The following is a 12,553-nucleotide window of genomic DNA, read 5'->3' on the forward strand; positions in this document are numbered from 1 at the left end:
GGTCGTCGACGGTACCAACGACGCTACGTCGAACGCGGTCGGCGCCTACGAGCCCGCAGCCTCGCCGTCGTGGCCGGGGGCGTCGCTGTCGCCGGGCGGGACCCCACCGTCGCCGGGCGCGAGGCCGTCGAGCCCTCGCGGACTTCCCGGGATTCCCGGGCGTGGGTCTGCTTCACCGCTGAGCGTCCTCTCGAGCTCGTCGGCGGGAACGGGATGGGCGAGATGGAAGCCCTGCGCGAGGTCGCATCCGAGCTCCGTGAGAGCCGCGAGCTGCGCCGCGTTCTCGACACCCTCCGCGACGACGTCGTAGCCGAGTTGATGCGCGAGGCTGATGACCGACTCGACGATGGCGTGATCCGTGGGGTCACTGTCGGGTCCGGGTCCGAGCCCGTCGACGAAACGCCGGTCGACCTTCACGAGATCGAACGGGAACTGCTGGAGGTAGGACAGACCGGAGTAGCCGGTTCCGAAGTCGTCGATGGCGATCCGGATCCCCAGGGCGGAGAGCTCCCGAAGGTGCTCACGGACAGGGGCGGGGTCCTCGACGAGCGCCGACTCCGTGACCTCGAGAACGAGCCATGATGCTTGCGCATTCGTCTCCTCGAGAACGTCCGTGATCATCTCGACGAGACCGGGTTGCGTGAGCTGGCGACCCGACACGTTCACGGCCACCGACACCGGCTCCCTGCCGCGACGCGCCCAGTTCCAGTGCGCCAGCTGCGTGCACGCCTTGCGCATGATCAGCTCGCCGAGCGCCCCGATGAGGCCCGTCTCCTCGGCCAGGGGGATGAAGCGGCCGGGAGGGACCGCACCGTGCTCCGCGCGGTCCCAGCGGGCCAGCGCCTCCACGATGCTCCACTCGCCCGTGACGAGATCGAGGCTCGGCTGGTACGCGACCCAGAGCTCCTCGTTGTCGACGGCCTGGCGCAGGGCCGCCTCCATGTCGTAGCGCTCCGTGATCCAGGACCGCATGTCCTCGTCGAAGACCTCGAGCCGGGAGCGGCCCGCGTCCTTCGCGCGGTACATGGCGACGTCGGCGTCGCGCAACAGGGACTCAGCGGTGTCGTGAGCCGACAGGTTCGTGGCGACCCCGACGCTCGCGGTCACGAAGGCATCCTCGCCGGACACCTCGAACGGGCGCAGGAAGGCCTCGACGATCCGACGCGCCGTGGCCGGTACCTGCGAGGGATCACCGATGTCCTCGCACAGGACCACGAACTCGTCGCCACCGATGCGGGCGACGGTGTCTCCGGCGCGGACCGTCTCGCGCAGTCGTTGTGCGGCTTTGACCAGGAGACGGTCACCGGCGACGTGGCCCTGCGAGTCGTTCACGACCTTGAAACGGTCGAGGTCGATGTAGAGGACCGCCAACCCGCTGTCACGACGCCGGGCGCCCTCGAGTGCGTGGCGCAGGCGGTCGAGGAGGAGGACCCGGTTGGGGAGCCCGGTGAGGCCGTCGTGTGTCGCCTGCTCCACGAGCGCCTGTTCAGCGGCTTTGAGCTCCGTGATGTCGCGTGCGATGGCGGAGTAGTGGTCGCCGCCGGGCTCGCGGCCGACGTGAGCCACCACGACCAGCGACATGGCGTGACGACGGCCGTGGGTGTCGACGAAGGTCGCCTCACCGCGCCAGGTGCCGTCTCGTCGCGCACCGACCATCGCCTGGTCGCGCAGCAGCGCCCGGCTCCGCTCGTCGAGGAACTCCTCGATGCGGTGACCCGACGGGTCGCCCTCGGCGGGCACACCCAGGAACTCAGCGGCAACGGGGTTGAGGTGGAAGAGCGCCCCGTCGGGCTGGAACACGGCCACCACGTCGGACGTGGTCTCGAGCAGGGCGTTGAAGCGGTCACTGACCTCCCAGGCCTCGACCTCGGTCGTCACGTCGGTCGCCGCGATGAACAGGTTGTCGGGTTGGTCGCCCGATCCGGCCAGGGCGCGGCCGTGGAGGCGCAACCAGCGAAGCGGCCCGTCGGCGGCCCGGAAGCGGATCGTCAGGTCGAAGTCGCCGCTGTGCTCCATGGCCTGGCCGATCCTCTTCAACAGGGGCCGACGGTCGTCGCGGTGCACCCAGAAGAGCAGGGACCGGTCCGTGTCGAGGAGGGAGCGGCCGGCGAGGTCGTCGGCGCGCGGGTTGGCGTACTGGACCCGACCGTCGGTGTCGAGCTCCAGGATCGCCACCGGTGAGTGGTCCGTGACCGTACGGAGGCGGTCGCGCTCACGCCGGAGCCGGCTCTCGGACGCCTCGCGCAACCGCTCGTAGAGGTTTGCCATCTCGACACTCGAGATCTCCATCGCGCGCTCGAGGAGGTAGCGGCTCTCGTCAGCGTCGCGGTAGGCCGTGCTCACGCGTTCGAGGAGGTGTATCCAGGCTCCCTTGTCCGGAATCGCATCCGGGTGGAGGCCGTGACGGGTCAGCTGGCGAACCAGGAGCGGGTGGAAAGCACCGTCTCCGGCCTCCTCCGGCGCACCTGCCCCGTCCGGCATGGTGGTCACCTCGGTGCCGTCCCCGCCCGTCATTTCTCACCGAGGGTCGTCAGCGTCATGGTCTGGTTGTGCAGATCGCACGTCCCCCCGGCCTGCGGCGCGATCTCCCCGTACGAGTAGAAGCCCGCCAGCACCGTGCCGTCGGGCAGGACTCCGAGGGTCGCCTCCAACTCCTCCTCGGTCCGCTCCCCCAGCACCAGGCGGCGCCCGACACAACTGATCGCCAGGGCCAGCGTGTCGCCGGGTGCAGCGGCGGGTCTCGTGTGTCGGGTCGCCATCTCCGCAGCGCTGCCGGCGGCGGCGAGGGCTCCGTCGACGAGTCGGTCGAAGTTGGCCATCATGAGCTGGGCCGTCCACCCGGCGGGGACGTCGCCGGCGAAGCGCATCGAGTCTGTCGCCTCGTCCACCCCCAGCACGGTCCGAACCACCTGGTCACCTCCGCGTTCGGGACGGATGGCCAACGGGAAGAGAAGAGCGGTGGCGGGGAGTCCGGACGCCTTGTCGCCGAGGTACTCCTTGTAGAGGGACAGGGCCGGTCGGCCGTCGATCTCGAAGAGGACGTTCCCCTCGGCACGGGTGATCAGGCGCTCGGGACCGAAGATGTCCCACCCACCGAGGGACCCGTAGCCCACGCACAGCGCGTCGCCGTACAGGCCCACAGCGCGGACCAGACCGGGCTCCAGGCCGTTCTCGTCGAGAATCCAGGTCTCGCCGAACCGCTCGCCGTCACCGGCCAAGCCGCCCGTGACCGCGACGTCGTCGGGAAGAACCTCGGTCAGGCCGCGTACCAGCTCGCTCCCGTTGACGAGAACACCGTCGGAGAGGACGAACACGTGTCGCAAGCCACCGTCGAGCAGCTCCGAGGCGATCCGGCGCCCGGCCACGACCGAGTCAGCGGACGTGGTCACCGGGGCCGCCGCTGTCCGCAGGTCGACGTCGTCGAAGTGCGCGACCGCCACGCTCACCGTTGCGTCGCTCAGGGTGTCCCCCGAGATCTGCCCTGCCGTCGAGCAACCGAGGAGCGAGCTTCGCGTGAACGCCTCCCGGAGCTGGTCGAGCGGCTCGGAAAAGTCCCGGAGGCGGGCATCGCCGAAGGCCACGACGAGGGTTCGCGCCGCGTCGAGGTCGAACAGGCCTGGGTCGTCCCAGCCGGTGCCCGGAGACCATGTCGTCGCCGACGCCTGCACCCGCGCCTCTCCCCGCTCCACCTGTCGCGCCGTGGGGCGCTCGTGGTCCCATCGGATCGCCCGCCGGCACCTTGATGGCGCGGGCGGCGTTCGTCGAGATTCGCGTGAACGACTGACCACTATCCGTGGTATTAACCCGGACATCCCGAGGGTGCGCCACGCAAGGTGGCAGAGTGGGCACACACGACCCGGAGCCCCTTCCCGATGCCCGACGGCCCCGATCCCGCGTCGCTCGTCAGCACGGGCGACCACGACGAGCTCCTGCGGGAGGTCGACCGGCGCTGTGAGGCACGGGACTGGGACGGCCTCGTGCGGCTCGCCGGGATGTGCCGCCGTGCCGTCGACCGGGGGCTCCAACTCTGGGCTGTCGCCGACCACGTCGACTACCGCCTCGCTCTCGAGGCGCCCGGGCGCTGGGCCGGGCCGGTCGTCACCGAGGGCGCCGGACGATTCACGCCCGGACCCCTTCCGGAGGTGGCGGCGTCGACCCACGCGTGGGAGGAGCTGGCCGGGCACCTTCCCGAAGGCCCCGGAGCCGTCCTCGTCGCCCACGAGCGCGTCGTGCGCGGCGAGAATCTCACGGGAGCCGAGCTCCGCGGGCCCGAGGTGCTCGACATCCCGCGTGCCCTGCAGAGGTGGGAGCCCGCCTACCCCCTCGCCACCTACGAAGCCCACCGCGGGGACTTCCCCGCGCCCCCACCGGTCCGGATGAGTGGGGCCACCGCCGCAGCGGGGGGAACACCGCACGCCGACGACCACGCTCTCGGAGCACTGCGGGACCTGGTGTCGGTGTGGACAACGGGCTCGAACGGACGCGTCGATGCCGTGGCCGTCCACGGGGACGTCGAGAACGCAATCGGTGCTCTCGGTCCCACGACCGTGCGGACGGCCGGGATCGGGCTCGCCGATGCGATGGCCGTGATGGGGTGGGCCGCTGCGAGCGGGGGAACGCACGGTCGTCGGCCCGGCGCGGCGACCGGCCGGTTCGGGGCGTGGTGGGCGCTCGCGGCGCTCACGGGGCACCTCGACGACTGGCCCGTCGACGGCGACACGCTGGCCGCCTCGGCGGGCCGTCTGCGGTGGTACGCCTGGGACGCCGGCGCCCCCGCCACCGGATGGTCCCTCCACCTCGCCGTCGAGGACCCGCAGCGGGGGATCGCCTGGGCCGTGTCCGCCACCGACGCCTGACGGGGGTCGGGGCGACGCGAGCCCACCACGGCGCTCAGCGCGAACGCGGCGGGTCCGGGTCGGCGAGGCCGGCCACCTCTTCGCGCGCTTCCGCCTCGACCCGGCGCTTCGCCGGCACCTTCCTGCGGAGCAGGACGGCACTGACCACGGCGGCGACGAGCGCGGCGGCGCCGCTCAGGACCGACGTCCGCCGGAAGCCGTCGGTGATTCCCTTCCTCGCACCCTCCTCGAAGGCTTCACGGGTCTTCGTGCCCTGCTCCTGCTCGATCGTGTCGAAGTCCTCGGCTGATGCCGTGAGGGCGGCGTCGAGCGTTGCCTCGGACTGCTGATCGACACCTGCCGCAGCAAGGCTCCCGTTGAGGGCGGCGGTCCCGGCACCCACGTAGAGGAGCGTTCCCACCGCCACGATGAACACACCGCCCATGTAGCGGAACATGTTGATGACGCCCGACGCCTCACCGGCGCTCTCGTCGGGAACGGCCACCATCCCGGCCGCCGACGACGTGGAGAACGTCACGCCCACGCCCACACCCCCGAGAGTCAGGGCGGGCCAGAGATCGCCCGCTGTCGTCGACTCCGACACGGTTGCGAGGAGCGCATAGCCGCCGGCCATCGAGAGGAACCCGAGGGTCATCGGGAGGGCGTAGCCGACCCGGTCGGCGATGCGCCCGCCGTAGAACGAGAAGATGAACATGGCGACGCCGTACGGGACGAGCAGGAGGCTGGCACCGATGGCGGACTCATCGAGGAGCACGGGCGCCTGTGCCCACAGGTTGAAGAAGTACAGGATCCCGAAGAGGCCGATGGCGTTCACGAAGGTCGCGACGTTGCCCGCCACGAAGCGACCGATCCGGAACAGCTCGAAGTGGACCATCGGCTGGTCGACACGGTGCTCGACGATCCAGAACGCAGCGAGCGAGACGGCCGCGACGGCAAGTGACCCGAGGATGGCCGGAGACGTCCAGCCCCAGGTTCCCGCCTGTTGAACGCCGAGAACAGCGCTGAAGAGCCCCACGACGAGAAGCGGCGCTCCGGCCTTGTCGATCCGCGTGTCCGCCGGTTCGTGGGGAAGGTGCTTCAGAACCGTGATCGTGAGGTAGGCGCCGAGACCCAGCCACAGGAAGTCCGACACGAAGATGCCGCGCCAGGAGAGCTCGTCGGAGAAGAACCCACCGTACAGGGGGCCGATCGCGAAGCCGAGCCCGCCGACGGCTCCCCACACGCCGAGCGCCGTTCCGCGCTCCTCGGGCGGGAACACGGCCGAGATGATTGCCATCGTGGACGGCATCATCACAGCGGAGCCGAGGCCCTGACAGGTACGGCCGCCGATCAGCATCGCCCCACCCTGCGACCCGGCCACCAGCCCCGAGCCCAGGGCGAACACCGCGATCCCCACGAGAAAGGCGTTGCGCCGCCCGATCACGTCCCCGATCTGGCCTCCGATGACCACGAAGGCGGCCGCGGCCAGGACGTAGGCGTTCACCGACCACGACAGCATCGATGTCGACAGGTCGAGGTCGTCGGCGATCGCACCGATCGCGGTGTTGATCGCCGTCGTGTTGAGCGCGATCACCCACAGCGCCATGCACACCGTGGCGAGCGCCGCCCACTTGTTGGGGGCCTTCCCCGAACCGGCCATCGTCGGCGACGCTAGCCCGCGTGTGTGGCCACCGGCAGCGACGGCCCGCCGGTCATCTACCGGCGAAACCCACCCGACCGGCCACGACGAGCGTGCCGCGCGATCGTGATCCCGCCCTCAGCGGAAGAGGCGGAACGCCTCCCGCAGGTCGTCGACGAAGAGTTCGGGCTCCTCGAGCGCCGCGAAGTGCCCGCCGCGAGGCATCTCGGCGACCCGCTGCAGGTCGAAGGCGGCCTCCAGCCACGATCTCGGCGCCGTGAGGATCTCCTCCGGATAGAGGGCGACGGCTGTGGGGACCCGAATCCGGCTCCCCGTGGGCCCGAAGCGCCCGGTCTTCTTCGACTCGTAGTAGAGGCGGGTCGAGGAGTTGATCGTTCCCGTCACCCAGTAGGCCGTGAGGTTGGTGAGCAGCGCGTCACGGTCCACGGCCGTCTCGAGGTCGCCGTCGTGGTCGGTCCAGGCGTGGTACTTCTCGAGGATCCACCCGGCGAGCCCGGCGGGCGAGTCGGTGAGGCCGTAGGCGAGCGTCTGGGGCTTCGTGCCCTGGATGTCGGCGTACCCCGCGCCGTTCTCGAGGTAGTCGGAAACCCGGGCGAAGCTCTCGGCCTCCTCCTCGGTCATCTCTCCCCCGTCGGGCGGAGGCCCGCACACCGGCATGTTGAGGTGTATGCCGGCGAGATGGCCGGCGTCGACCTCCGCGAGCTGCGTCGTGACGAGTGAGCCCCAGTCGCCACCCTGCGCGCCGTAGCGCGAATAGCCGAGGCGGCCCATGAGAGCGGCCCACGCCTCCGCCACACGTCGCGTGTCCCAGCCCCGCTCGGTCGTGGGGCCGGACCACGTGTAGCCGGGAAGCGACGGACACACGACGTGGAAGGCGTCCGTGGCGTCACCACCGTGTGCGGCCGGATCACGCAACGGATCGATGACCGGCAGGAAGGAAACGATCGAATCGGGCCAACCATGGGTCATCAGGAGAGGAAGCGCGTTCTCCTCGGCCGAACGGGCATGGATGAAGTGGACGTTCTGGCCGTCGATCTCGGTGGTGAACTGGTCGAACCTGTTGATCCGCTCCTCGGCGGCGCGCCAGTCGAAGGCATCGGCCCAGGTGGCGCACACGTCGCGCACGTACGCGAGATCGGCGCCGTACTCCCAGGGGTCGCCCGGCGCGCCGTCGGGCCAGCGCGTGCGGTGGAGCCGGGCGCGCAGGTCATCGAGGACCTCGTCGGGGACGTCGACGGCGAAGGGCGTGATGTCGTCGGGGGGCATGGTTGGTCGTCGGCAGCGGCGGCCGGGTCAGCCGACGGCGCGCTCCTGGCCCTCCCAGTACGGCTTGCGGAGATCCTTCTTCAGCACCTTCAGCGCGCCCGAGAGCGGGAGCGGCTCCGTTCGGAACTCCACCGACTTCGGGACCTTGTAGCCGGCGATGCGTTCCTTGGCCCACGCGCGGACGTCGTCCTCGGTGACGCTGCCCTCCTCGTGGAGCACGACGATGGCCAGAACTGCTTCTCCCCACTGCTCGCTCGGGATGCCGATGACCGCCACCTGATCGACCTCGGGCATGGAGGAGATGGCGTTCTCGACCTCCGCCGAGTAGACGTTCTCCCCGCCCGTCACGATCATGTCCTTCACGCGGTCGACGAGGAACAGGTAGCCGTCGTCGTTGAGGTACCCGGCGTCGCCCGAGTGGTACCACCCGCCGCGGAAGACCTCCTCGGTGGCCTCGGGATTCCTCCAGTACTCCCGCATGAGGTTCCCGGCACGGATGCACACCTCTCCGTTCTCCCCCCGTGGAACTTCGTTTCCTTCCGGATCCTGGATCTGGATCGTGACGCCGAACACAGGCCGGCCCGCGGACCCGAGCAGACCCTTGTTCCCGTGGCCCTCGGGTCCCAGCCAGGTGACCACCGCCGAGGCCTCGGTCATGCCGTAGGCCTGAGCGAGCTCGAGGTCGGGGTAGAGCTCGCGAAGCCGGTCGAGTGTCGCCCTCGGCATGGGGGATGCGCCGTACGCCAGCTGCTCGAGGGAGGCGAGGCGCTCCGGCTCGAAGTCCGGGTGGTTGAGCAGCATTCCGATCATGGTCGGGACCATGACGGTCTGTGTGACGTTCTCGGTCTCGATGAGCTCGAGAACGGCACCGGGATCGAACATCGGGATGAACACGGACGTCCCGCCCACCGCGGGTGTCCCGATGATCCCGCCCATCGACGCGGCGTGGAACATCGGTGTCTGGTGAAGGAAGACCGACTCGGGGCGGAAGTCGAGCTCGACCCCGATGTGGTAGAGGTTGAGCATCTCGGCGCGGTGGTCGAGCAGCACCCCCTTGGGAAGCCCGGTCGTGCCTCCCGTGTACATGAGGACGACCGGGTCGTCCTCCTCGGGCTCGTCGGGCACCGTCGGCTCGCCGGCTGCGAGCAACTCGTCGTAGGTGACATCGTGGGGAACGTCGCCGTCGCCGATGAGCACCGTGTGCTCCACGGGATTGGGCCCCTCGATCTCGTCGAGTGAGCGGTGGAAGTGGTCGGCGAACGCGGCGTCGACGAACGCGACCTTGCATCCCGAGTTCTGCACGATGTAGGCGAGCTCCTTGCCGGCGAGCCGCAGGTTCAGCGGGTTGACGGCACCGGCCCCGAGGAACGCCGCGTGGTACGCCTCGAGGTACTCGTGGTTGTTCATCGACATGACGGCGAAACGATCGCCGGGATCCAGCCCGAGCTCGCTCTTCAGGGCGCTGCACAGCCGCATGACGCGCTCACCGTGCTGGGCGTACGTGCCGTGGTAGTCGCCGTCGATGAACGCCACCTTGTCGGCGTTGTTCTCCAGGGAGGGAAGGAGGAGTCGGTGGTAGACCAGCTCTTTCATGGCATGCAGCGTACCCAGTCGGACCATCTCCCGCAGCCGGGCACGCCGGTGCGGGAGACGCCTCAGTTGTCCCGGATGAACGGCACGATGGTGTCGAGAAGCCGCTCCGCCTCGTCGAGCATCGGGGCGTGCCCGACACCGTCGAGCTCGGTGTAGCCCCAGTCGGGTCGGCGCGCGGCGACGTGACGGGCGGCATCGACGGGCACGAGCCTGTCCTCGGTCCCGTGCACGAGCAGTGTGGGTGCCACGACGTTGCGGAGTGTCCGGGTGAACACCGGCGGGATCAGGGCCCCGGCGATCGAGCGAGCGGCCTCGACGTGCGCGGGGAGTGCCCACGGCATCAGCTCGCGCTCGGCTGTCAGCTCGACGTGGGCCGCGACGACGTCGTCGGGCACCTTGCCCGGGTCGACGCAGCACAGTTCGAGGACCTCGCGAACGCGTTGCTCCGGCGTGGTGCGGGCTTCGTGGGTCCGAGCCAGGAGCCCTCCGAGAACAGGGGTGGCCAGGAGCGCACCGCGGAGCATGAACGTGGGATCGGGCCTGTGCCCGGGCGACCCGAACAGCGCCGGGTCGACGAGAACGAGGCCGTTGACCCGGTGGGGGCGACGTGCCGCCTGGAGGATCGAGATGAGACCGCCCATGGAGTTCCCGACGAGGATCGCCTCACCGCCGGCGACCTCGGCGATGAAGCGGTCGACGAGCACCCGGTTCGACAGGACAGCCGGCGACCTCCGGTCGGGAACCGTCCGGCCGAAGCCGATCAGGTCGGGCGCCAACACGTGACCGAACGCGCTCAGAGCCGGCCCGACCCGGACCCAGTTGACGTGTGAGCCACCGAGTCCGTGCACGAGAACGATCGGCGGTCCGCTCCCGCCGAAGTCGGCGTAGTGCACCGGCCCGTCGAGATCGACCGTTGATGTCGTGAATGCACCCGCCGTCATCGTTCGGACGATATCCGTCGCGACCCCGTCGGCTCATGCCGTCGGCGGTGACCCGAGACGCCGACGGTCACACGTCGGCCGGACTGGGCTCCGGATCGGGCTCGGGATGGGGATCGGGGCTCCAGGCTGTCGCGGACGCCGACGCCGGAATCGAGAAGCTGGCGCACGTACCGCCGCCGGGCGCATCGTCGAGGGTGATCCGCCCGTTGTGCATCTCCACGAACTGCCGTGCGATGGCCAGGCCGATCCCCGTCCCCATCCGCGAGTGCCGGGACCGCTCCACCTGGTAGTAGGGCTCGAAGACCCGCTCGCGTTCTACCTCCGGGATTCCTGGCCCCTCGTCGACGACACTGACGACGACGCTGTCTCCTTCGTCGCGCGTTCCGACCGTGACCGTGGTGCCCTGCGGTGAGAACTTCGCCGCGTTGGACAGCAGATTGGCGGTGACTCGTCGCAACGCCTCGAAATCGGCGTCGACGAGGCGGGTGGCCCGGAGATCGGTCACAACCGTGTGGGCGGAGAGCGTCTCGGCCAGACCGGTGACCGCGTCGTCGACGCTGGCGTCGACCTTTCCGATCGCGACGTGTGGCGTGACCGCACCGGCCTCCAGGCGCGTGAAGTCGAGGAGCTGGTCCGTGAGGCGCGACAGCTCGTCCTGGTTGCGATCGGCCTTCTCGAGCAGCTCCCTGCGCTCGGCCTCGGAGAGACGGTCCCAGTACGTGAGGACGGTGCCGATGAATCCCTTGCTCGCCGTGAGCGGTGTGCGCAGTTCATGGGCGACCATCGCCAGGAACTCCGAGCGCAGCCGGTCGATCTCCTCGAGACGGCGAGCTGCCCGACGCTCCCGGTCGTAGGCCTCCGCTCGCACGATCACGATCGCCACCTGGTCGGCGTAGCTCCGGAGCAGTGAGAGCTCCTCGTCGTCGAGAGCGCCCTTCCAGGGGAAGCACGTGACGAGGAGCCCGATCGTCTCGTCGGTGACGCGCAGTGGAACGAACAGGAGCGAGCGGTGCCCTCCTTCGCGCAGGAGAGGAAGCCACCGGTCGGACCACTCGGGAAACGTGGCGTCGGCATCGGGCACGTCCTCGACGTCCGGAACGACGATCGGCTTGCCGTACCGGAAGACGTCACGCAGGGGCTCTGCCAGGGAGCTGTCGATCGGAAACGAGTGCCGACGCCCGACGAGCTCGTCCTGGTCGACTCGTGTCGCGAGCACCAACCGGTCCTCGTCGACGAGCAGCAGCTGGGTTTCGGAGGCACCCACGGCCTCCCCAAGGGCGCGGGTGACCGACTCGAGCGTCGAGTCGAAGTCCGGGTCGGGCGACAGCTCGCGGAGCGCGTCGTAGAGGCGTTCGAACTTGCGGGTCGTACGACGCCGCTTGCGCGTGAGCCCGTCGATGACGAAGACGATCGCCAGCATGAACGGCAGGTAGGTCGCGAGCACGAACGTCGACGCCTGATCCTCGGTCGGTGCCGCCCACTGCCCGATCAGGCCACATACCGTTGCGAGCACAGCGACAGGAACCCCGAGAGCGGCTCCACCCACGACGGTGAAGAAGACCAGCGCGAGGATGTACGTGAACAGCGCGGGGTAGAGCGCGGCCGGCACCGCCACCGACACGGCGAACACGGCGGCCATCCCGACGACGATGTTGATCGCGACCGCGACCGTCACAGACCGGCGGGCGAGGAGAAGGTCGACGATCGTGGCGAACACGACGTAGGCAAGCACCGCGCCGCCGACGATCAGGTTCTCGCGCGGTTCGAGCCCGGGCGCGATGAGCGACACGGCAGCGAGAACGAGGCCGATAAGCGCCCGGAGACGGACCGACTGGCGGTAGAAGGCCAGGCTGGGTGACTCCGGGCCCGGGTCGCCGAACGTGACGGCCAGGTTCCGGAACATCGCGTACCGGCGCGACGTCGGGGCGTGCTGTCGGCTCTCGCCTGCTCCGGGCCTGGTGTCCGTCACCCGAGATCCCCTGCTCCCCGACCGGGCTCTCCGGTCGCGTCCTTCAGTACCGGCCATCCAGTCTACGTTCCTGTTTAGGGGACTGTGTCCGGTTCGCCCGGAACAGCGGGCACCCCGGCGCGCCGGCACACCGTCGGTGCGCGAAGGCCCGAAGGTGCCATCATGCGCCGCAGGCGAGCGTGGCGGAACTGGCAGACGCGCCGGGTTTAGGTCCCGGTGACCCTCACGGGTCTTGGGGGTTCGAGTCCCTCCGCTCGCACCACCCCGCAGCTCCCGGCGTTGCCGGGCC

8 protein-coding genes and 1 tRNA gene are annotated in these 12,553 nt (G+C 69.8%); 2 read left to right on the forward strand and 7 right to left on the reverse strand.

Annotation, left to right across the window (positions count from 1 at the left end):
* Window positions 1-45: 45 nt before the first annotated feature.
* Window positions 46-2,481, reverse strand: coding sequence for an EAL domain-containing protein (locus tag R3A49_06150; protein ID MEZ5170311.1), 2,436 nt, complete (start codon window positions 2,479-2,481; stop codon window positions 46-48).
* Between the two features lie 29 nt (window positions 2,482-2,510).
* A complete protein-coding gene (locus R3A49_06155) occupies window positions 2,511-3,668 on the reverse strand; it encodes an FIST N-terminal domain-containing protein (GenBank protein ID MEZ5170312.1) in 1,158 nt (385 codons plus the stop codon).
* 204 nt (window positions 3,669-3,872) lie between these two features.
* Between R3A49_06155 and R3A49_06160 the strand changes: the two genes are divergently transcribed.
* The gene (locus R3A49_06160) at window positions 3,873-4,856 is read left to right on the forward strand and encodes a hypothetical protein (protein ID MEZ5170313.1); all 984 of its coding nucleotides are present in this window, start codon (window positions 3,873-3,875) and stop codon (window positions 4,854-4,856) included.
* Window positions 4,857-4,890: 34 nt separating this feature from the next.
* Here the strand turns inward: R3A49_06160 and R3A49_06165 are convergent, their stop codons facing one another.
* The 5 genes from R3A49_06165 to R3A49_06185 all read right to left on the reverse strand — a co-directional run bounded on the left by R3A49_06165 (window position 4,891) and on the right by R3A49_06185 (window position 12,264).
* A complete protein-coding gene (locus R3A49_06165) occupies window positions 4,891-6,495 on the reverse strand; it encodes an MFS transporter (GenBank protein MEZ5170314.1) in 1,605 nt (534 codons plus the stop codon).
* A gap of 117 nt (window positions 6,496-6,612) precedes the next feature.
* A complete protein-coding gene (locus R3A49_06170) occupies window positions 6,613-7,761 on the reverse strand; it encodes an epoxide hydrolase (GenBank protein MEZ5170315.1) in 1,149 nt (382 codons plus the stop codon).
* A 27-nt stretch (window positions 7,762-7,788) separates the two neighbouring features.
* On the reverse strand, window positions 7,789-9,354 hold the full coding sequence (locus R3A49_06175) for a long-chain-fatty-acid--CoA ligase (GenBank protein MEZ5170316.1): 1,566 nt from the start codon (window positions 9,352-9,354) through the stop codon (window positions 7,789-7,791).
* A 62-nt stretch (window positions 9,355-9,416) separates the two neighbouring features.
* Window positions 9,417-10,295: an alpha/beta hydrolase gene (locus R3A49_06180; protein ID MEZ5170317.1), complete on the reverse strand. Its 879-nt coding sequence runs from the start codon at window positions 10,293-10,295 to the stop codon at window positions 9,417-9,419.
* A 67-nt stretch (window positions 10,296-10,362) separates the two neighbouring features.
* Window positions 10,363-12,264, reverse strand: a complete 1,902-nt coding sequence (locus R3A49_06185; GenBank protein ID MEZ5170318.1) for an ATP-binding protein — start codon at window positions 12,262-12,264, stop codon at window positions 10,363-10,365.
* A 173-nt stretch (window positions 12,265-12,437) separates the two neighbouring features.
* Here R3A49_06185 and R3A49_06190 point away from each other — a divergent pair.
* Window positions 12,438-12,526 (forward strand) — tRNA-Leu (locus R3A49_06190).
* Window positions 12,527-12,553 lie beyond the last annotated feature (27 nt).

This window comes from Acidimicrobiia bacterium, from assembly GCA_041394025.1.
Classification (GTDB): Bacteria; Actinomycetota; Acidimicrobiia; order IMCC26256; family JAOSJL01; genus JAOSJL01.

Bases quoted from the DNA above. Each gene is read 5' to 3' on its own strand.
- R3A49_06150 (MEZ5170311.1), bottom strand. From the start codon at position 2,481: ATGCCGGACGGGGCAGGTGCGCCGGAGGAGGCCGGAGACGGTGCTTTC.
- R3A49_06165 (MEZ5170314.1), bottom strand. From the start codon at position 6,495: ATGGCCGGTTCGGGGAAGGCCCCCAACAAGTGGGCGGCGCTCGCCACG.
- R3A49_06170 (MEZ5170315.1), bottom strand. From the start codon at position 7,761: ATGCCCCCCGACGACATCACGCCCTTCGCCGTCGACGTCCCCGACGAG.
- R3A49_06180 (MEZ5170317.1), bottom strand. From the start codon at position 10,295: ATGACGGCGGGTGCATTCACGACATCAACGGTCGATCTCGACGGGCCG.
- R3A49_06160 (MEZ5170313.1), top strand. From the start codon at position 3,873: ATGCCCGACGGCCCCGATCCCGCGTCGCTCGTCAGCACGGGCGACCAC.
- R3A49_06175 (MEZ5170316.1), bottom strand. From the start codon at position 9,354: ATGAAAGAGCTGGTCTACCACCGACTCCTCCTTCCCTCCCTGGAGAAC.